Annotated in this window: 22 protein-coding genes and 2 pseudogenes; 8 read left to right on the forward strand and 16 right to left on the reverse strand. The window is 47.5% G+C overall.

Features of this window, described 5'->3' with window-relative positions:
* Positions 1–29: 29 nt before the first annotated feature.
* The 4 genes from SD70_RS13595 to SD70_RS13610 all read right to left on the reverse strand — a co-directional run bounded on the left by SD70_RS13595 (position 30) and on the right by SD70_RS13610 (position 6,563).
* Positions 30–1,364, reverse strand: a complete 1,335-nt coding sequence (locus SD70_RS13595) for an ABC transporter substrate-binding protein (protein ID WP_052487405.1) — start codon at positions 1,362–1,364, stop codon at positions 30–32.
* A gap of 100 nt (positions 1,365–1,464) precedes the next feature.
* The gene (locus tag SD70_RS13600; RefSeq protein ID WP_041048092.1) at positions 1,465–2,568 is read right to left on the reverse strand and encodes a response regulator; all 1,104 of its coding nucleotides are present in this window, start codon (positions 2,566–2,568) and stop codon (positions 1,465–1,467) included.
* The gene (locus SD70_RS13605; RefSeq protein ID WP_041048093.1) at positions 2,561–4,303 is read right to left on the reverse strand and encodes a sensor histidine kinase; all 1,743 of its coding nucleotides are present in this window, start codon (positions 4,301–4,303) and stop codon (positions 2,561–2,563) included. The genes SD70_RS13600 and SD70_RS13605 overlap by 8 nt, the downstream gene beginning before the upstream one ends.
* A gap of 268 nt (positions 4,304–4,571) precedes the next feature.
* Positions 4,572–6,563, reverse strand: a complete 1,992-nt coding sequence (locus SD70_RS13610) for a GTP-binding protein (RefSeq protein ID WP_041048094.1) — start codon at positions 6,561–6,563, stop codon at positions 4,572–4,574.
* A 364-nt stretch (positions 6,564–6,927) separates the two neighbouring features.
* On the opposite strand from SD70_RS13610, the pseudogene SD70_RS34850 reads away from it, so the two are divergent.
* From SD70_RS34850 to SD70_RS13625, 3 genes and pseudogenes are all read left to right on the forward strand, one after another.
* A pseudogene (locus SD70_RS34850) lies at positions 6,928–8,270 on the forward strand (spore germination protein).
* A gap of 18 nt (positions 8,271–8,288) precedes the next feature.
* Positions 8,289–9,440 carry a Ger(x)C family spore germination protein gene (locus SD70_RS13620; RefSeq protein ID WP_041048095.1) on the forward strand — a complete coding sequence of 384 codons (1,152 nt, stop codon included), beginning with the start codon at positions 8,289–8,291 and terminating at the stop codon, positions 9,438–9,440.
* A gap of 52 nt (positions 9,441–9,492) precedes the next feature.
* Positions 9,493–10,587, forward strand: a complete 1,095-nt coding sequence (locus SD70_RS13625; protein ID WP_041048096.1) for a GerAB/ArcD/ProY family transporter — start codon at positions 9,493–9,495, stop codon at positions 10,585–10,587.
* A 63-nt stretch (positions 10,588–10,650) separates the two neighbouring features.
* On the opposite strand, the gene SD70_RS13630 is transcribed toward SD70_RS13625, so the two are convergent.
* The 3 genes and pseudogenes from SD70_RS13630 to SD70_RS13645 all read right to left on the reverse strand — a co-directional run bounded on the left by SD70_RS13630 (position 10,651) and on the right by SD70_RS13645 (position 13,199).
* Positions 10,651–10,896: a hypothetical protein gene (locus SD70_RS13630; protein WP_041048097.1), complete on the reverse strand. Its 246-nt coding sequence runs from the start codon at positions 10,894–10,896 to the stop codon at positions 10,651–10,653.
* 379 nt (positions 10,897–11,275) lie between these two features.
* Positions 11,276–12,636, reverse strand: a pseudogene (locus SD70_RS34855) (IS1182 family transposase).
* A gap of 134 nt (positions 12,637–12,770) precedes the next feature.
* Positions 12,771–13,199, reverse strand: a complete 429-nt coding sequence (locus tag SD70_RS13645) for a sigma-70 family RNA polymerase sigma factor (protein WP_394297970.1) — start codon at positions 13,197–13,199, stop codon at positions 12,771–12,773.
* 54 nt (positions 13,200–13,253) lie between these two features.
* On the opposite strand from SD70_RS13645, the gene SD70_RS13650 reads away from it, so the two are divergent.
* Positions 13,254–13,472, forward strand: a complete 219-nt coding sequence (locus tag SD70_RS13650; protein ID WP_041048098.1) for a hypothetical protein — start codon at positions 13,254–13,256, stop codon at positions 13,470–13,472.
* On the opposite strand, the gene SD70_RS40355 is transcribed toward SD70_RS13650, so the two are convergent.
* Complete coding sequence (locus SD70_RS40355) at positions 13,469–13,930, reverse strand: CBO0543 family protein (protein ID WP_052487408.1); 462 nt, start codon at positions 13,928–13,930, stop codon at positions 13,469–13,471. The two genes, SD70_RS13650 and SD70_RS40355, sit on opposite strands and share 4 nt — an antisense overlap.
* 141 nt (positions 13,931–14,071) lie before the next feature.
* On the opposite strand from SD70_RS40355, the gene SD70_RS36925 reads away from it, so the two are divergent.
* Entirely contained in the window at positions 14,072–14,509 is a 438-nt protein-coding gene (locus SD70_RS36925; protein ID WP_082053339.1) for a putative iron-sulfur cluster-binding metallochaperone, read from the forward strand.
* Between the two features lie 224 nt (positions 14,510–14,733).
* Entirely contained in the window at positions 14,734–15,069 is a 336-nt protein-coding gene (locus tag SD70_RS34865) for a BRO-N domain-containing protein (protein ID WP_197081035.1), read from the forward strand.
* Here SD70_RS34865 and SD70_RS13665 read toward each other — a convergent pair.
* Complete coding sequence (locus SD70_RS13665; RefSeq protein WP_052487409.1) at positions 15,056–15,397, reverse strand: DUF6809 family protein; 342 nt, start codon at positions 15,395–15,397, stop codon at positions 15,056–15,058. The genes SD70_RS34865 and SD70_RS13665 overlap by 14 nt on opposite strands.
* A 337-nt stretch (positions 15,398–15,734) precedes the next feature.
* Here SD70_RS13665 and SD70_RS13675 point away from each other — a divergent pair, with 337 nt between their 5' ends.
* Entirely contained in the window at positions 15,735–15,941 is a 207-nt protein-coding gene (locus SD70_RS13675) for a helix-turn-helix domain-containing protein (protein WP_041048100.1), read from the forward strand.
* Positions 15,942–16,016: 75 nt separating this feature from the next.
* Here the strand turns inward: SD70_RS13675 and SD70_RS13680 are convergent, their stop codons facing one another.
* From SD70_RS13680 to SD70_RS13710, 7 genes are read right to left on the reverse strand one after another with little or no spacing between them, the layout of a single operon-like run.
* Entirely contained in the window at positions 16,017–17,486 is a 1,470-nt protein-coding gene (locus SD70_RS13680; RefSeq protein ID WP_041048101.1) for a phage portal protein, read from the reverse strand.
* Positions 17,487–17,499: 13 nt separating this feature from the next.
* Positions 17,500–17,964: a phBC6A51 family helix-turn-helix protein gene (locus tag SD70_RS13685; protein WP_041048102.1), complete on the reverse strand. Its 465-nt coding sequence runs from the start codon at positions 17,962–17,964 to the stop codon at positions 17,500–17,502.
* A gap of 2 nt (positions 17,965–17,966) precedes the next feature.
* Positions 17,967–18,323 carry a hypothetical protein gene (locus SD70_RS13690; RefSeq protein ID WP_041048103.1) on the reverse strand — a complete coding sequence of 119 codons (357 nt, stop codon included), beginning with the start codon at positions 18,321–18,323 and terminating at the stop codon, positions 17,967–17,969.
* A 60-nt stretch (positions 18,324–18,383) separates the two neighbouring features.
* Entirely contained in the window at positions 18,384–18,812 is a 429-nt protein-coding gene (locus SD70_RS13695) for a hypothetical protein (RefSeq protein ID WP_041048104.1), read from the reverse strand.
* 34 nt (positions 18,813–18,846) lie between these two features.
* Positions 18,847–19,512, reverse strand: a complete 666-nt coding sequence (locus SD70_RS13700; protein ID WP_041048105.1) for a hypothetical protein — start codon at positions 19,510–19,512, stop codon at positions 18,847–18,849.
* The gene (locus SD70_RS13705) at positions 19,509–19,775 is read right to left on the reverse strand and encodes a hypothetical protein (protein WP_041048106.1); all 267 of its coding nucleotides are present in this window, start codon (positions 19,773–19,775) and stop codon (positions 19,509–19,511) included. The genes SD70_RS13700 and SD70_RS13705 overlap by 4 nt, the downstream gene beginning before the upstream one ends.
* Positions 19,772–20,023 (reverse strand): helix-turn-helix domain-containing protein, encoded by a 252-nt coding sequence (locus tag SD70_RS13710; RefSeq protein WP_231571210.1) that lies wholly within the window; start codon positions 20,021–20,023, stop codon positions 19,772–19,774. Before SD70_RS13710 ends, SD70_RS13705 begins: the two co-directional genes overlap by 4 nt.
* Before the next feature lie 239 nt (positions 20,024–20,262).
* Between SD70_RS13710 and SD70_RS36015 the strand changes: the two genes are divergently transcribed.
* A complete protein-coding gene (locus tag SD70_RS36015; protein WP_156158017.1) occupies positions 20,263–20,409 on the forward strand; it encodes a hypothetical protein in 147 nt (48 codons plus the stop codon).
* Positions 20,410–20,563: the final 154 nt, after the last annotated feature.

Genomic DNA, 20,563 nt, shown 5'->3' on the forward strand with positions numbered 1-20,563 from the left:
ATATCGCTCCCGGTCAACCGAATGACAGTTTATTTGCCTTCTGCTTTAACGGCGTTAGCCCATGTTTTATCAAGATCTTTGATAAAACCATCCTTGGTAATCGATTTTGCATAGTAGCTTTGCAGCATTTTGGCCTGCTCATCCGTTACGGCTTGAGGTACCGGTAGATCCTGGTAAGCCTTTCCTTGCGACACGTAAGTCATGGCTTCATCAATCCATGGATACGACTTGTAGGTGTGAACCTTCGATACGGGATTAAATTTCAACTGCTCGAACAGGGCGGAGGAATCTTTTGGATCCAGAATGTAGTTCAGCAAATCAAGCGCCACATCTTTATTCTTGGTGGTCGGAGATACGGCGAGTGACGTGGAGGTAGACAGATTGATCATGGCTCCTTTAGGATCATTGCTGACAGGCAATGGCGCAACACCGAATTGTATGTTCGGATTGGCTTTCAGGATGGCCTCCGCCTGCCAAGGACCTTGCACCCACATCGCCGCTTTTCCATTGGCGAAATCCGTAGAGCCTTGAGCGCTGCCAACCTCGAACGGTTTGTCCGTTCCGTTCTGCATAATCAAATCAATGATATTGAAAATACCCTCCACGTCTTTATACGAGGCTTGCCCGGCATTCATCTTTTGGATCCAATCCGGATGTTCCGAGGTCACTAAACCGCCAAGCGATAATGCCGTCATGAGCTGAGGAATCCACGACTCCTGGAAGGAAAGTTCGAAAGGAGTAATCTTCTTCGCTTTCAGCTTGTCAATATCCGCTTTCATTTCATCCAAGGTCAGCGGAGGCGCGGAGATACCCGCATCGCTGAACAATTTCTTGTTATATAAATAGCCCCACTCCAGGCTTTCAAGCGGCAATGCCACTACCTTTCCGTCGTAAGTGACCGTTTTCTTCACGTTATCGAACAGGCTGCCGACAAACGGCTGATCCGACAGATCGCTTAGATAACCCGCTTTATAGAAGCTCGGGATGTCGGCTACGGCATGAACCTGAAACAAATCCGGAGCGTCGTTGGAAGCCAGTCGGGTTTTCAACAACTGGAGTGCTTGTTCGGGGTTGGGCATCTCGAGCTGGATACTGACGTCGATGTTCTTTTCCGCCTTTTCCTTCGCTTTAAACTGCTCGAAATACTTATCAAACTGGTCCTTAAATCTGGGAACACCCATGAATACCTTTAATTCGACTTTCTTGGCCGCTGCCGGCGCCGGCGCCTCTGTTTTTGCCGTCGTGTCGGAAGCCTTTGGGCCGCTGCCGCTTGTCGAGGCCGAGGTGCTTGAATTGGACCCGCACCCGGCGAGTGCCGCCCCCAACAACGTGAGTCCCAAAGTTAACTTAAGCGCTTTCTTCATCTTGTTCGATCCCCCATTAGGTGATAGTTTCATTGCAACTTCAGTATAGGGAAAGCGCCGCCTATAATCTTTCGAAGATATTAGCTTTCACGTTTGTAATTTATTGATGTGAAAAAGGTCCCCCGCCCTTTCGAAGCTCCCCTGGCGTCAACCCGTAATATTTTTTAAATACCTTATAGAAATAGGCCAGATCCGGATACCCTGTCATTAAGGCAATATGCTTGATTTCCTGACGGCCTTCCGCGATCAGTTCACGGGCTTTTTCCATCCTTTTACGGAGGATATAATCCGACAAGTTTTCTCCGGTGTCTGCTTTGAAAACCCGGCTTAAATGCTCTTTGCTTATGAAAAATCGCTGGGCAACCGTTTCCAGTGAAATCGCGTCTTGAAAATGACGGTCGATATAGGACTGGACATCGGAAACCTTGAGCCGGTTCCTATTTTTGCGCATTTCTTCGACGGCTTCAATGATATTTGTATAATATCGGCCCAAATATTCGAAAACCTCCGTTACGGAATTCCAAACGAGCGTTGTTGACCGTTCGTTGTCCCCGGAATCCCCCCAAAGGTGTTTCAATGCTATATCGTTATCCGCCATAAAAGCTTCCAGGATCACAATAAATTCGTGGGCAATTTGAGTGACAATCGCTCCGTCATGAACGGACGGCAGTTTGTCGCGTAAAAATTGTTCCAGCTTGCCGAAGGACCCAAGGACGGAAGCGCCGTCGAGATCATGAAGCTGCTCAGAAACCTGGCGTCTGTATGTCAAATACCGATCCAGGACCGTTTTGTCCGTAAATACATGCGTCGTATTCCAAGGAGTTTGAAGTTGATCCAGTTCTTGGATACTCCTAGCAAGCGCGGCATTCAAATCATCCGGGTTGATAGGCTTCAGCAAATATTCCACTGCCCTGGACCGGATAGCCTGCCGCAAATACACAAAATCGTTATAACCGCTCATGACGATAAGCTTCATCGAAGGGAACCGCGCTTGCATTTGCTGCAGCAGTTCAACCCCGTCCAATCCGGGCATTCTCATGTCGGTTATGACAATATGGGGTTGAATCTCTTCCATTCTCTGCAGTCCCTCCGTTCCGCTTTCGACCTCTGCAGCGACGGTCAATTGCATAGTATCCCACGCCACGAGCGATTTGACCACTTCCCGTGACCATGGCTCATCGTCGATGATAATAACCTTATACATGGCTGCCCACCTCCAGATCTGTTACAGGAAGCACCAAAACGATTAATGTACCTTCCCGTTCTTTGCTGAACACGCGAATTCCAAAAGTTCCGCCGAAATGCAGCCGGATACGGGCATGGACGTTCTGCAATCCGATACCCGAGTGTTTAGGCGATGCTTCACGCGTGATTCCGGCACCCGCCTTCTGACCGCTCTGAAGCTTAGTCCTAAGCCGCCTAACCCCTTCCCCATCCATGCCGATCCCATTATCTCTTATCATCGCAAGGATCCGGTTTCTTACCCGAATCAGCCTGATCTCGAGACTCCAGTTGCCCATTTTCGGCTGCAAGCCATGTTCAAACGCATTTTCCACAATCGGCTGAAGCGAAAATTTGGGAAGCACAGTGTTTAAAACTCTCTCGTCTGCAGTAATGTTAATGGTGCAGCGGCCGGCAAAGCGCTGTTCTTGTATAAAGATATAGTTCCTGGTGTGCATAAGTTCATCTTCCATTTTCACCACTTCTCCGGCAGCCCCGATCGAGTACCGCAGCAAATCTCCGACTACCTGCACGATCCGATAAATGTCCGGAACTTGCTTCACCAGAGCCATACCTCCTATCAGATGCAGGGTGTTGTTGAGAAAATGGGGGTTGATCTGCGCCTGCAGCGCCATCAGCTGCGCATTTTTCAATTCGATTTCATGGCGGAATTCCACCTCGATCAGCTCCTTGATTCGCTGCATCATCGAATTATAACCGTTTTCCAGCAGTCCGATTTCGTCGCTGCTTTGCACCGTTTTCATCTCGAAATGATCGAGCCGCGTCGTTCGCATTGTTTTGGCCAGCCTCACGATCGGACGGCTTATCCTTAGCGAAACGATGATCGAAAGGAGCAAGGACACGATGGCAAAAGATCCGCCCGTTACGATGCCCGCCTCTATAGTGGGGCTTGCGCTTTTATTCACCGTTTCCACCGGAACCGCCTTTACCACGGTCAGCTGGCCGTCGGCTACCCGTTTCATAAAATAAAAAAAGTGCGGGGTTTGCTTGAATTCCAATTCCGAACCGGACAGCCGCAAATGAGCCAGCTGATCTTGAAGCTCCGGATTTTCGCCGGTCGAGGTAGAACCCGACAGCAGCTCTCCGGTATCATTAATGAGAAATACCGCGCTCTCCGGCTCCGATTTTAAAATATCGGCGACCTCTTTCCATACTTGCTTATTGATACGCAAAGAAAATCCACCTATCAGTTGCTTGTCCTCGAAACTGTTGATGCCATGAAACGCATAAATACCGTCTCCCGATTGCTTAAAAAATAAATTGATCGGGCCGTTCAGCATTCTGCTCCATGGACCCGAACGAATGGAAAGCGAATAGGTCATGCCGCTATTTGCATAATCAACGCTGAATGCCCGCTGGCTTTGGTGACTATAGAAATTCAGGTTGTCCACCTTACGGGAATTCGCATAGAAAGCCTTCAACAAGGTATCCTTAATGTATTGTTGAGATTGATACTGAATGCTCAGATCCGCGCTATCCATATTGGCAATACTGGTCATGAGCTGGTCGTTGATTTGCAAGGAATAGAACAATGTCTCCGTTTGTTGGATCAGCTCACTCAAGTATTGGTCGACCCACATCATCCGCGAATTATTGGCGTAAATCATTTCTTTTTGCACGGAGGCTCGGGTATTATACGCAGCGACCCAGGTCAGTGTAATTGCAGGCAGCATGGCGATCATCATCATGACGACCATAATTCTAAGCCTGATACTCATACGCCTCATCATGTTATCCTCTACCTCTCAGATAATGAAATCCATGCATGCAAAAAGAAAAAACCCTGTACATATAAAGGGTTTCTGAACTTGGTCAGGGGCATCATGGCAATTTTTTTATGCGGAGCTGTCATCGCCGGATTTTCCGCCTATCTGTAAAGACATTTTCCAACTACGCACTAAATATAGCATACAATATAGCTGAGTGTTAGGTGTTGTTTTTCAGATTTTCATATAATACGGACAGTCACAGCGCGTTTCGTACGGACAAAATATACTTGGCCTGATCGAGCGGATTGATGCCTTGGCGTTTACGGTCCACGCTTACATCCGTCGGACATTCCCGGTAGCATGCGAACGTCGTAGACAAAATGCCTCGCCCTTTCGTCATCGATCCGAGTCGAGCCGGAAAATCAAGCGAAGTCGCGACCGGCAGCAAACCTTCTATTTCCAACCTCCCGCTGCGGATCCATGGCGAATCGAACTCGCCGCGCATGATCACGAGCTCGTTCATGACTTTGCCACCGAATTCCTCCGGTACGGATAGGCGAAAATGCAGAAGCGGCTCGAGCAGCGTGGTACCGGTGTTCGCGAGACCGTTCATAATGCCCATGGGCGTCGCCACGACGAAATCGAGCGGATGAGTGTGCCACACATGATGTTCGCCTTCCACGAGCGTAACTTTCAAATCAGTGACCTCCCAACCGCGCAGCCCTTGACGCAGCGCCTCGGGCACTCGCCGCGCGACCTCGTTCTGGTAGCTCTCGAGCAATCGCTCCGGCCGTGCCATAGAGCTGTACTGCAGACCGCTTCCCCTTTCCCCGGGCTCAATTCGGAAACGCAAAATGGCCCAGCATGGCTTCGGCATAGTGTACGAAACGAATCCTTCGCCGGCCCTGGTTGGAGTCTCCTTATAGATGACGGAAGGGGGATCGAAGTCGACGTCGAGCCCGAATCGGCTCTTCAGCACCGAAGCGAGCACCTCAATCTGAATCGGTCCCATCACCTTCAAATGCAGCTCCCGATCCTCTTGCTGCCATTGCAAGTCAAGCAGCGGGTCTTCGTCTGCCAATTCCTGAAACGCCGCCACCACCTTCGGATAGTCGGCCTCGCTGCGCCAGCGTACCTGTACCGTCAGCAACGGCACGGCCAGCTTGCGCTCGCCCGGTATTCCGGCAGCCGAGCCGAAGATATCGCCGATACGCGCGCGGCTCAAACCGAATACCGCTGCCAGATCCCCGGCCTGCAAAATTCCAACGTCCTCTGACTTGCGGGCATCGATTTTGCGGATTTGGGTAACCTTCTCCCGAATGTCCTGCGTCACGTTATGCACGATTTCGCGATTGCGGAGCGTGCCGTTGTACAATCGCACGTAAGCGACTCTGCCCATGTCCGGATCACGTTCGAGCTTAAAGACAATACCTGCAACCGGCGCCTCAGAGTCCCCAACCGGGCCCGGCAGCCAGCGCAAGATCGCGTCCATTAGATCAGGGATGCCGATCCCCCGATTCGAGGCACCGAATAGCACCGGGAACAGCTCCGACCGGAAAATACCGTCCTCAAGCTGTGGCAGTAACTCAGCCCTTGTTAGATGGCCCTTCTCGATATAACGCTCCAACAGCTCTTCGTCCCTTTCGGCCACCGTCTCGACAAGCAGATTAAGGTATAGCTCTGCCCCGCTGGGAAGACCGCTCGTATCTTCCCGAAGCAAATTCGCGCTTCCAGTAAAATTCTCATCTGCCCCGATTGGTGCCTGCAGCGGTATTGCTCCGTTGGACAGCAGGCGGCGGATGCTTTTAATCGCGCGCATCGGATCGGCCCCGACTCGGTCGAGCTTGTTGACGTAGAAGATTGTCGGAATGCGGAGATCACGCAGCGCCTGCCAAATCAATTCTGTCTGTGCCCGCACGCCCTCAACCGCGGAAACGATCAGTACCGCCCCGTCCATTACACGCAGCGACCGTTCCACTTCGGACAGGAAATCAACGTGCCCTGGTGTATCGACAAGATTAACCTGAACGCCGTTCCGGAAGAATCGGGTAACAGCGGCGCGCACCGAGATACCGCGCTCCCTTTCCACGTCCAACCAATCCGTCAGTGTTGTCCCGTCATCGACGCTACCGAGCGTGCGAATGCGTCCGCTTTCGTATAGGATGTGCTCGGTCGTCGTCGTTTTCCCAGCATCAACATGGGCGAAAATGCCTACATTCCGAATCTGTTTCTGCTGTGCTTCATCCATGATAACGCTTCCTTCCGGCTAGTAATAAGCTCATTTTATCATATAATTCGCATTTGCCGCTCCGGTCCAACCATTGGCGAGATGTCAGAGGACCCGAGTAACGCAGCCGGCATCTTCAATGGAAAGGCGAATCACTTTCATTTTCTGGGAGTATGGCAATCACAATTTGGGTATAATACTCAAAACTGAAGTCCGAAGGCAGAGGAAAGAAATGGACCTATTTGGAAAGCGGGGGTTAAAACTTAATACCGCTCCTAAACTATCAAGTGAAAATGTAAGCCAGAATATAAGCAGTGACATCATGGAGAATGAAAAAATCTTAAAACATGTATTTCATCTTTGTTCGGACATTATTTTTCGTGAAATGACAATTCACGGACAGACCAAATTACTTCTTGTCTATGCTGAAGGTATGATTGATGCGAATCTCATCACCTCAAACGTTCTAAAGCCTTTGATGTACAGTGGGCTTCCTCAAGGTCTCGGAGCAATTGATAGTTTAGCACAGATGTGCGAGCAGGAGCTCTTTTCCATTTTGCAAACGAAAAAGCTTTCTAATTTTGAAGATATCGCCGAGCAGGTTTTAAAGGGGAGCGTCGCCTTTTTTGCAAATGGAGAGACCGTCGCATTACTTGCCAAAGCCGAAAAGTTCGAAACACGAAGCATAGAAGAATCAGGAAACGAACCGACCATTCGAGGTCCCAGAGAAAGCTTTACGGAAAAATTGCAGACGAATATCACCATGCTGCGCAGAATATTTGCAACACCAAAGCTGAAAATGGAAACTTTTAAAATCGGGAAACTGACGAAGACCGATGTAGTCGTAACTTATATTGATGGGATCGTATCCGAGTCCGTTTTGAACGAGGTTCGCAAAAGTGTCGAACAAATCCAGCTTGACGGTATTCTTGAATCGGGCTATATCGAGGAATCCATTGAAACTTCCCGTTATTCTCCTTTTCCGCAAATGCTGAATACCGAGCGACCGGACGTGGTTGCCGCCGGGTTGCTTGAAGGAAGAGCGGCTATTTTGACCAATGGAACCCCGTTTGCGTTGGTCGTTCCAATGACGTTTTGGTCAGGATTGCAAGCGCCCGACGATTATTACGAACGATTTATTTTCGTATCCTTGAATCGGTGGGTTCGTTATGTTTTGGCTTTGTTTTCGGTATTGTTCCCTTCCATATATGTTGCTTTAACCAATTTTCATCCCGAGATGGTTCCGCCAAACTAATGTTGAGTATTGCTACGCTGCGGGAAAAGGCGCCGTTTCCGACTGTGATTGAAGTCTTTATGATGGAGTTTATGATTGAAGGTTTGCGTGAAGCGGGAATCCGCTTGCCCAAACAGATCGGTCCGCTCGTCAGTGTGGTCGGGGCATTGGTTCTTGGGGAGGCGGCAGTCCGTGCCGGGATTATTTCCGCCCCTATTGTCATCGTCGTTTCGGCCGCCGGAATCTCATCGTTTATCATTCCGCGTTATCGATTCGGTTTCCCGCTTCGGATGATTAGATTCCCTCTTTTGATACTTTCCGGAGTATTTGGCCTATACGGCTTGGCAATCGGGATGATTGCGATTTTGATTCATCTGATTAATCTGGCTCCATTCGGAACACCTTATCTTACACCGGTGGCTCCGATTATCGCCCAAAGACTTAAGGACGTCTTGCTGCGTTGGCCTCGAAGTCCCGCAAGAAAAAAGACCTGAACAATGAGGCAGATTACAATGATGAGAGCAGGCAAACTATGCTTCGTATTGCTCCTTATCGTATCCAACGCAAGCGGTTGCTGGAACCTTAAGGAACCGGATCAACTCGCATTCGATGTCGCGTCCGGGATGGATATAACGAAAGACGGGCAGTTTGAATTTAGCGCTCAAATCGCAATTCCCGCGGGAATCGGAATGGCTCCGGAGGGCGGCGGCGGGGGGAAAAAGGACTTCATTGTCATAGGCTCTGCCGGAAAGAACATTTACGATGCCATCCAAAATTTACAAACCAAGGTATCGCGAAAGATATTTCTCGGGCATCGCGAGGTCATCCTTATCGGGCGACGAATGGCCGAGCAAGGAATAGGCGACTTGCTGGATGAGTTTGTTCGTAATCCAAAATCGGAGATGCGCTCTAGGATGTATGTAGTAAAGAATGCCGACGCGAAAGATATTCTTTCCCTTGAGCCGATTTTTGACCCCATTACCTCCACGGGAATAGTGAACAAACAAGAAACTTCAGGTTTGAAAAAGTATTACTTCCGGGATTTTTTGTCGGATGCGTTAAGTCAAAAATCAGCAATCATGCTGCCGGCGGTTAGCCTGACAAGAACCCCCACGTATCTTTATACTGGAAATGCGATTTTCACCAAACATCATGGCTTGAAATTAGCGGGATTCTTGAATACTCAAGAATCGTTCTATGCCAATTGGATTGTGAACAAGCAAGCCGAGCTTGCCATTACTTCTTTCGTCTACCAAGGGAATGGAAACGTTAGCTTGCACCTGGAATCGGTAAATCGGCGTATCATTGTGAAGATGCTCGATCAACAAATCCAAATTGATGTCCGTCTCACCGGAAAAGGAAGCATTGTCGAAAACAATTCTAGCTTGAATCCCGCCACACCAAAGGATCTCCAAATCATTCAAGACTCACTGAATCAGTCAGCTCATGCCTCTATCCAACAACTGATCGCAAAAGCTCAAAAACAGCTCAAGACAGACTTTTTCGGATTCGATGAAAGTGTCCGTCAGAAATATCCTCATCAGTGGAAAACTTTGAAAAGTAAGTGGAACGAAACCTTTCCTGATATTGATGTTTCGGTTCATGTGAATCTGCAATGCAAAAATATGGGCCAAGCTAATTCGTCAATTAAGGCGATCCCGTAATCCGTAATACAAGTTCAGTTCGTATATTTTGATTTAGGAGTTGGCAGGACTTTTGAAGCTGTCAGGGGCGCAAATTTTTTGGATTGTCGCTACGATTGAAGTCGTAATGGGGACCTGGCTAACGATAACGCCGGCGATTCAGACATCCCAACAAGATGCTTGGATTTCTATGCTGATTGCAGGCGTTACGGCTGTGGCTTTATCTTTCTTTTATGCTCGTTTGAGCACTCTTCACCCGAACCAAACCTTGGTCCAATTTAGCAAAACTCTGCTCGGCAAATGGTTGGGCGGAGCCATTGTCTTCCCGTATTTCATTGTCTGGATTACGCTGCCTGCCGCCTTGCTGCGATCATTCGGGGATTTTATCCATCTCGTTTTTCTCGACAGGACTCCCGTATCCATCATCATGATACTTCTCATAGGTTTATCGACTTATTTGACCTATAGCGGAGGGATTACGGGTATCGGACGATTTGCAGAAATAGCGGGTCCGTTTCTATATTTATCGCTTATTCTCAGTTTCGTTTTAAATGCAATCAATCTGAGATGGAATCACTTGCTGCCTGTCTTTTCCGAATCCGGATGGGTAACCATTTTTAAAGGATCTTTGATGCCGGCTTCTTATCTTGCAGAATCGTTCACGTTATTGGTAATCGTATCTTTTATGAACAATCCGCGAAATGCACCTTCACAATCCATGCTCGGTGTAGGCATGGTCGCTCTTATGGTTTTTATCGCGACCTTCATGACGATACTTGTTTTTGGGCCGGATGTATCGTCCAAGCTAAGATTTCCTTTTTTTATGATGGTTAGATCCATCAATATCATGGAATTTATCCAAAACATCGATGTTTTCGTTATTTTTGTCTGGATTTTCGGTGTGTTTGCCAAATTAGCTTTATATTTGTTTATCGGCAGCTATGAAATGGCAGCTTGGTTAAACATAAAAAATTGGCGAAAAACCATTTGGGTAGGGGCAGCGGGAATTTTTATCCTTGCTTATCTGATTCCGAATCAAACCTTCATCGGCATTTACCCCATATATTGGATGTATATCCTCGTACCCGTTTGTGGTATCGGGATTCCTCTTTTATTATGGTCCGTAACGGTCATGAAAAAGAAATTAGCGAAATCATCGGTGGAATAGAACCGTGCACGCCCATTCTCGGAGAAATAAAAATGAGCCTATCACGGAAATCTCCTGCCATACTCACACGGCAAGCTTGTCGGCATTATCGTCAGGCCAAATCGTGAGCTCGTTCGGCTTCTGCGGCATATTGCTCTTTTTGGCATCATCCGTCGCTTTCGAATTCTCAGTCGGTTTTGCGCTTTCAGTTGCTGCGTTCGTTGCCGGCTTAGATGCATCTTTCTGCGTCGCTCCGCATCCAGACAAGCCTGTTGCGGCAATTGCAGAACACATGGCAAGCATTAGCATTTTCTTGTGCCTGGTAGACATCGAGTGATCCCCATCCTTGTGTTTGGTATTGGTGGAAAGGCTGCTGTGCGTTTAGCGGCGATCCAATGACCTTATCATAGAAAATTCGGGGGATTTCAAACTACCAAGATCGTGACCTAAACAAACAAGATTGTGACCATATGGCGGCTACTGTAACAATAATTTGAGCCATTGCATTGACCTGCTTTTGATTGATCTTAGAAGGTTGTGGGTCACTCCTAAGAGAAATCCTCGACGGTGTTGTTGTTAACAGACATATGTAAAAACAAACAGGAAGGGCTTCCGCCCTTCCCCAGATTGTCGAGAAACCCCGTCTTTGTTAAAGATGGGGTTTCTTCTTTATTTCAAGAAGTATCAAAATTTGAGCTCGGGGGTGGGATTAACCCCCTCTTTCTTGCCTCCACAGGTGGAGGGCAATCTTTTTCATGTTCTGTACCGCTGCGGTCATCAGCGCTTGTTCGCTGACGTTCCGTAATCCTCGCAAACGGCAATAGCGAAACCCGTGGAGCTCTTTGGCATCCGCGAAGCTTCGCTCAATGGTTTCTTTTCGTTAGCGATACAGCATTTTTCCAGACTTGCTTAGCCGATTCTCACGCACTCGTTCCTTGCTGTCTTCCCAAATGTGACGAGTGAGCACCTTTCGGCTATTCTGCGACCGTGTGCATTTATGGAGCATCGGACACGTTCGGCAATGGTTGGAATCGGAGGCATATTGCCGGTAGCCATGCCGGTCCGTCGTCCGGTAAGCAAGTTCGTGCTTAGCAGGGCATACGTAAACGTTCCGCTCGCTATCATAGGTAAATTGCCCCTTATGAAACAGTCCCTGTGTTGGATGGAACCTTCGGTGTGCGATCACAGCAAAAATCTTGCGTTTCTGCAAACCTTTACAAATCGGCGTTGTTAGGTACCCCGAATCAAGGGCTACCGCTTCTACCTCAAAACCAAATCGCTTCATCTGGCGATCCAAACGGGACAAATACGGAACCGAATCATGAACATTTCCGGGAGTGACATGAACATCGGTAATAATGTTGTACTTCATATCCACCGTACGGTGGTCCAGATAAAAGAAGCCCTCTGGCTTGCCGTCACGAATCATATAACCGCTCTCCGGATCCGTTGTGCTGACCTTGATTTCTTTTTCCCCGATCACGTCCTCTCTTGGTTTCAGTTCTTTTTTCCGCGTGCCTTCCGTTCTGCGTCTACCGCTGCATTCAGTTCCTCAATATACTCCTTCGTATTTTGCAATACGTACTCTTTGGTGTATTTGTGTTTATTCGCATTAGCCTTTACATGAGTGGAGTCCGAAATCAGTACGCGGCCGCCGACCATTCGGTGCTGGATGGCCTGCAATACGATTTCATCGAAAATGTCCTGGAAGATCGTCGTATCGGCGAAGCGCTTGCGTCTGTTCCAGCTAATCGTAGTATGGTCGGGTACCCGGTCGGTGAGACTAAGTCCCAAAAACCAACGATAGGCGAGATTGGTTTGAATTTCACGTTCGAGTTGACGTTCGGATCGAATGCCGTAGAGATAGCCAAGAAAGATCATCTTAAACAATTGGATCGGATCAATCGCCGGTCAGTCGTTATCTTCGCAGTATAGCGGCCGAACCTTTTCATCGATGAACGAGAAATCCATGTATTTGTCGACCTTGCGTAGCATGTGATCTTGAAAAACCAATTCCTCGAGCGAGACAAATTCGTAACTTTGCTGCTTATCCCGATTTGAACGTAACATAACGACACCTTCCGCACGTTTAGAGTTACTTATATTATATTATATCACATTAACGCGGTGCCGTGATAAATATAATGAACAAAATGAAAGCTGTCGAGACTTTCTCGACAGCCTGAAGAGGGGGTTCCCCCTCCTCACCGTTTCGCCTTATAAAACTCATGGTACAGCTTCATCAGCGCCCGCTTCTCGATCCGCGACACGTAACTTCGCGAGATCCCCAGCTCTCGCGCGATCTCCCGCTGCGTCCGCTCCTCGCCGCCGGCCTCGAGCCCGAAGCGGCCAACAACGACTTCCCGCTCCCTTTCATCAAGAATATCGAGGTTCTTATAGATTTTCGACCGTTCGATCTTGAGCTGTACCTTATCCACGACATCGTCGGCTTCCGAGCCGAGGATGTCAATTAACGTTATTTCATTCCCTTCCTTATCGGTTCCGATCGGGTCGTGCAGCGACACGTCTTTGCGCGTTTTCTTGAGCGAGCGTAGGTGCATCAAGATCTCGATTCTAATGTCATTAGAGTGCCATGTCAATAATAAAGTGGATAAGCTATTATTACACGATATGAAAAAGATTCAAAGAAAATACGATAATAATTAATAAGGGGAAGGAGTGACGAATTGAACCTTAAAACGAAAATACTCGGCGCGTCAATCGCGTTAATAATCGCCGGGGGCGGCGCTACTTTTGCGACAATTGATTTTCTAACGCCAGCGAAGGGCGCCGAAGACGCCAAATACAGCGAAACCCAAACCGCGAAGTATAAGGACGGTTCAACGTTCGAATACGTCGTTAAGAAGCCTTATACAACGCAATCACAATCTAAAACCGAATATTAGTTCACGTATTGCTTTATCAGATTAAAATACAAGTATACCAAGACTAAAGGGACTAGATAGGAAACAAATGTTCCAATGATGTTCCATCCATGCCCATATACAACCATACCAAATTTCAAATACACCCATTCCGCAAACGTTACTAGAAACGCATTTGCTACGATGAACCAATATGGATTGCAACGTATACGTGGAAAATTTGTAATAGCGATTATCATTAAACAGGCTTGGATTGGATATAACCCCAAATCGAACGGTAGGGCCGAGAACGATTTGTTCATTCTAGGCATTAAGCTCCACAATCCGAAGTGAAAACCAAATTGATTTATTGTAAAAGCAAGCATTGAGGAAAAAGGGAATATCAATATTAATATCTTTCGACCTTTTTTCAAAAGATAAGTGCCGCCGATTATCCAAGGCAACACAAATCCAAATAATACGTTTAGGAACATACTCATTCTTTACACCTGCCTTGATAACCATTTTTTCCAGACGAGCGTTACATTAGAACAACCACAAAGTTAGATTTTTAAACTCCTTGCAATGGTGAGTAACTTTTGTACAGTAGTATTATGAATAAGGAAAGGAAAGTACACTACATGGAAAACTGTTGCGTAACAAATCACAATAACATCTCGGAATCCTTTGTTTGTCCATCATGCAATAACAGCGGGAAACAAGTAGGCATCATTACGCTTAAAAGCTTGCTTACTCCTACTGCTCTTGAACAGTTAAATCCAAATAACAATTATCGTTTTTGTTCAACATCGACGTGTGAAGTTGTCTATTTTGACCAAGTAGGCCAGTTCTTCAATACAGCGCAAATAAAAGTTTCGGTTTTTCAAAAAGACAGTAATGAAAATACGTCTGTTTGCTATTGTTTTAACTGGACACGACAACGATTAACAGAAAGCGGAAAAACGGCAATTGATAGCATTTCATCACATGTCAAGGCTGGTCGTTGCGGTTGTGAAGTAAATAACCCGCAAGGGTCTTGTTGTTTGGGTAATGTAACGCAATTCGTTCGGAGTAAATAAATATCGTTGCCAATGCTTTTCCTTTTCATTTATAATAATTATTATTCAGTTTTACCCGGCTCCCACCCGCGATATTGTGCGCGGAAGCAACGCCGGGAATGAAATTCCCCTTTCGGAAATTCCCAATCCCCATACTAAGAAGTGAAGACGTACAAGCGCCATGTGGGGGCGCTTGTTTTTGTTTTCACCGATTGATTGGAAACTTAAATCAGCCAAGGGTCGTAATGAAGGACGGTGAACCTTGGTTCGTTGCTACAGACGTATGCGACATTTTGGAAATAGGGGACGTTTCAAAAACTGTTTCGCGATTAGACCACGACGAAAAGCTGACCCGAACATTATTCGTATCAGGTCAAAATCGTGAAGTTTGGCTTATTAACGAATCCGAGCTTTATTCAATCATTCTAACGTCACGCAAACCCGAAGCCCGAACGTTTAAGCGTTGGGTAACTGGCGAGGTTATTCCTTCAATTCGTAAGCAAGCAGGATTCCGGAAACAAAAAAGGAACCCCGGAGGATTCCAACAGTATGACGCGCTATTGACGTTTATTCATTTCTAGGACGAATAAGGTCGCCTTGCCCTTCGAACACTTCGAGCATTATTGACGCGCCGAGCTTAAAACCGTATGCAAATGACGCCGCGGTGTCCATGTCGTGCATTGAATGATGATAGTCCAACAATTCCACAAGCTTGTCGTAATCTTCTTGCGTCAATTTCGCTTTCCATTCAGCCATTAAATCGTTAATCTTTCCGCCTGTTTCGCGATAATTAGGGTCTTTCGAAACAATTCGCGCACTTGGGTAAAGATTATCGTTATACAGTTCTTCAATAATGCTAACCCTGCTTACCTTGCTTGCGTTGCTTGGCTTGCTTATTTTATTTGTCACATTACGCCCGCCTTTCGTTCTTCTTCTCGTTCGTGCCGTATTCTCGCGTTCATAGCCGTTTTGAACGTTACAAGCTGTTCAATGCGCGTACTTCGTTCGGCCCCCGCGCGTAACTCGGACGCCCGCCGAGCTTCTCGCGTATACCATACGATAAGGTCAACGATTGGCGTTGTTTCGACCGGAGGGAAACTAATTTCAACACTCATAAGTCAAACCCCTTTCGTTATTGTTACGTTACAGCGTCACACAATCATTATATGACGTTACAACGTAACACGCAACGATAAATTATCCAATCATGGTATACTGATTCATATATCAAACGGGAGAATGGACAATGAAAATAAAAGTAAGGTTACAGGAAATATTAGATGAACGGGGAATTTCTCAACGCCAATTAGCTCTAATGGTTAATATGCGCCCCGGAACCATAAACGCATTATGCAGAGGAACAACCGACAGGATTTACATAAGCACACTTGAAGACATATGTAGGGCGCTGAACATACATATACACGAATTGATTGATATGGAAGAAGCATAGAGACGTTTGCAAAAAAAAAATGCCCCCGCCGCTTTCCGTTTACGATTTCAACGGTTAGCAGTCGGGGGTTCATCGTTATTCGAATATCGTCGGATTTACACCGTCAACCTTCGCCGCTATTTCCGCGGCGGCTTTTTCTTCGTCTTCCATACGCTTTATTTCGGCGTCGGCCTGTTCTTCCGTCAAGCCGTCAAGCTTCATAAGCGCCGTTTTCCGCGATACCGTCGCCTTACCTCCGGTACGAATTGCGTAAATGTTCGCCTGTTCTGCGTCGTCGTCAGGTAAGCCGTCTTTGAAGTTAATTTTCGGTTCGTCATAGGCGGGCTTCCTTCCGCTTCGAGCGTGTTCAAGCATTTGCGCGATAAGTAACGCTTCCTTCAATCCTTTATCGTAATATTGGCGTTTGCGGTTAATCTTCGCCAAAAGGCTATTCATACGGAATTTTATCGCAAGCCCCGACGACCCGGACGTTCCAGAATCGCCAGAACCAAGCGCAATTTCCGGTATCTCGGCGTTTATCAGAAGAAGTTTAATCAACGTTCGCAATTCCTCGAAGGCCGCGGTTAATTGCCCGTTCCAAGTCACGTAAGAAGGCGTTACGTCGTCTTTTCCCATAACTTCGAAAACCTTGTCGCGCCCAGTTACGAAAGTCGCGTTTCCGTTTTCGTCTTCCGCAAGCGTTCCAGACGGTACGACAAGCGCAGGGTCAGCATGTTTATCAAGAATATCGGCGATTTTCGAAAGTCGGTTATTGATTTCGTCGAATACGGATTTATGTTCCGTCAGGTCGTCGATTCCTTCCCAATTATCGTCAGTCGTATAGTTCGGAATATGAACGACAAGCGGCATAGGAACGCCCGTTTCGACGGTTCGCCGTGCTTCTTCGATTTCGGCATAAATCTTCCATTCCGTCGGCGTCCCGTCCGTTTCGTTCGCCTTAACGTTCGCACGGTATTGAGCGTATTGGATGAAGCCGGGGTAATGGCTTTCGACGGAAATAATCCAATCCCGGCGCCCACGGTCGTCCTTGACTTCGACCGGAATCGCGATATGGAAAACCATGATTTGCGTAGCGTCCCCCGGCATTGTTTCGGGGAAGACATATTCAGCGTTTTGGTTTTCGATAAAGACGCGGAACGGGTCAACGGAAGAAGGAAGCGCCCCGTTGTATTTCTGCCCCCAACGAATCTTAACGAAGGAATCGCCGCGGTATGCGTTCCCGAGCGCCGACTTATACGCCATTGTGTTTAAGTGGTTCGTTGAAACCAAACGTTCAAGCGCTTTTTGTTCCGGGGCGTTGTCTTCGCGCCCTGCCGAATAGGTCGGTACTTCCCCAAATAAAAAATCCGCCGACTTCTTGGCGATAATGCCCGGAAGGTTGACGGATAGGTAAAGCAGTTCTTTTTGAGAATGCGAAAGGCGGTCGTTGCTTTGGAACACGTCGTAATGCGCTCCAAGGAACAGCTTCTTATTTTCCCGGTATCGTCGGATACGCCGCCTATGTGAATAAGGCGGGAATACCGCGCCAATATCGAACATTGACATTTATTTCACCCCGTTAGTTAAGCCCATAATCCTTGTTGCTATGCGGCGAAGGAAGGGCGATTTCGATTCGCTTCGGTCTTGCGTCTAGCTGGCGTTGAATCTCCGCCATCCGCGCGGCGATTTCGTCTTTGCTCATGTCCTCATAGCTGCTTGGCGCGGTTTGCGTTGTTGCGGTGATTTCCTTACGGTCAATTAGAAGCCCCTGCATTTGGAAAAGCAGTTGAGCCGCCTTAACGTCGCCATTTTTCGCTTTCTTTGTCAGCGCCCGCACAATATCGGGCATGGCAAGAATAACGACTTCCGACGAATTTTCGTTCGAAAGACGTTTAAGTTCGGCCTTTACAGCGGGTTTTTGTCTTATCCGATGTAATTGGCGAACCGAAATGCCGACGGCTTCGGCGATTTGTTCAAACGTTCGCCCGTTTTGATTGGACAATTCTTCAATAACACGTTGGTCGGTTTCGTTGAAATGCGTCAATATTACCGCCCCCCACATTTATCAAGTTCCTGGTTTACTTCTTCCAGTTGAAGCAAAAGTAATTCCGTTTCAAGGTCGTAAATGCGGCGTTCTTCGGGCGTCATGCGTTCCCGACGTTCCTCGTATTCCTTTGCCGCTTGCGCTTGTACCAATGCGCGTAATTCCGCCGCTTCATCGGAAACAACGAAGTCCATGCGTTCCCTTACATCGGTGAACCGCTTGAATAAGTCGAATCCAAACATCATAAACGATAGTTCACGAAGGGAAGGTTCACCGTCGTTACCGTCGTCAGGAAGCCCCCAACCGAATAGACGCCGCAAGGTTTCGCGGTGTTCGCGTTCGTCAAATTGTCGCGCCATAATTAACCCCCATTATACGAAAAAGACGCCGGGGAAAGTCCCCGACGCCCTTCGCGTTTATTACGATTCATATTTTGCAAGAATCGCGTCAAGTTGTTGACGTAATGCTTGAATAGCGGCCTTATCGCTTTCTTCAAACTGGAATTTAACGCCGCCTTTGTCTGCGTTAACGTTCTTGTCAGATTCGCTTTTTCCCGCAATTTGTTCGGCGGTTAGTGTCGTTGTCGTCGCGGCTTCCTTTTCTGCGCGTTCTTCGTCCACTTTTGCGTATCCATACGAAAGTAAATCCATAACCGGAACTCTTTCCCCGGCTTCTATTCTACTGCGGATGTATTCGACTTGTGCTTTTTGACGCGCTTCGGCTTCTTTTACGACTTTCCCCGACGTTTCGGCGTATCCTGCGGAAAGCTTGTCAAGAGTTCTTTTAATCTCGGCGTCTTGCTTTGCGCTTTCGTCCCGAATTTGTTCGAATGATTTTGCATTGCTCATATTCAACTTCCCCCTTTTTTCGGCGTGAATGTAGTTATTTCGAAAAGTCGATTTCTCCGGTTGACATATAGTGTCTTACCCAACCCGGAACGTTGCCGTTGTAAGCGTTGCGGGCGGGTTCCTCTGGAACGGAAAGAATATCTTTGAAGTCGGTTGTATAAGGGCCGAAATCGAATTTCAACGATTCCCGGCTTCGGTAGTTTGTATAGGTCATTCCCTTTTTGGCTTCGTGGGAATCCGGGTCAGCTTCCGCCATAAGCGCGGTATATTCCGCTAATACGTTTTGACCCTTCTTTCCAACGTCTCCCAACGCCATGAGCGAAAGAATCAATTCAGCCTTCGCCCTTTGTACCGCTTGAAGCGCGTCTTCCCATTCATTGTCGACTTCTTTTCGTTGGGCTTCCAACGCCTCCCGAAGTAACGGAATTTGCGATTTCATGGCTTGCGTTTTACCCTTTCGAACAATGTCAATCTTTTGGTCGACCTTTGCGATTTCCGCCTTTACTCGGTTCGTTTCCTTTTCAATTTTCAATTCGTCAGTAAACGGCGCGATTCCAAGAGCGTCCTTTTCGATTCCTACCGCGAATTGACGTTCCAGTTCAGCAAGTTGCGCTTCCAGTTTCCGACGTTGTTCTTCCAGTTCTTGAACCTTAACGTCGTAAGCCGCCCGCGACGCAAATAAATCCTTGAAAAATTTCACTTTCGGTTCCCCCTTTCGTCTTTGTAAATGGCAAGCTTCGTAAGTAAAACGTCAAGTCCTTCGTCAACGACTTCCGCCAACCGAAAAAGGTCTTCGGCGCTTTGTAAAATAACGTTCGCTTCGGGATACTTCGCCCGCGTAAGTTCTTCGTCGCCTTTCGAATCCGCTGCGATTCCTAGCGAAACGATTTTCAGTTTCGACCGGATTCGCTTCAACGAAGTCTTTCGACGAAGGAACCAAGGCGTTCCGTATTGTTCAATCATTCCACCGCCCCCCGGTTAAACTTCGATTCGACCGTTCGAATTGCCGTTTGAACCGCCGCAAACTCCCGCGGGGTCAGGTTCAGCGCTTCAATAAGTCGCGCGGTATTTTTGGCGCTCATGGCTTTCGTTTCGCCGTTTTCAAGTAAACTTATCGCCATTGGCGTCAGCCCGATAAGGTTTCCGACGTCGGTTTGACTTAGCCCTAATATTGCGCGAATGACAACCAACGTCTTCCCGTTAAGTCGCACATTTTCCAAGAGCGTTACACCCCCGTTAATTCGTTTACGGGCGACCCTTTTCGTTTTCGCCCCGATACTTACCAGTTAGGCAACGTTTAGGAATTACAAGCATTACAGAAAGAAAAATATAAAAATTAAAGTCATTACTTGTTAACGAACCCCTTACGCCAATTGGTTTACTGGAAGCGCCTTGTAAACGTCACGCGGGCGGCTCCGAAAACGACAATAAATAAGGGGGTAATCGCAAAATGAAAGATTTGCGGGACATTGACGCGCTTGGAACGATAACCGTTGAATTACGTCCGGGCGATAGAATCGTTCGCCGGGAACAAGTCGAAGCCCTGCGCGAAAAAGAAAAGCGCGACCGTCGACGTGAAGTGCACCCCTTAGAATAGACATTGGAAAAACCCCTAGGTTAATCCGATGATTTCTAAGGGGTGCATTTTATTGGACAGTCAAGGGTCAGAAGTTTAAAAAGTATCCAGAGGAATTGAAGAAAGAAGCTATTCGCCTTCATATGGAGGAGAAGTGGACGTATCGGCAGATTAC

It is taken from the genome of Gordoniibacillus kamchatkensis (assembly GCF_000829455.1).
Lineage (GTDB): Bacteria > Bacillota > Bacilli > Paenibacillales > NBRC-103111 > Gordoniibacillus > Gordoniibacillus kamchatkensis.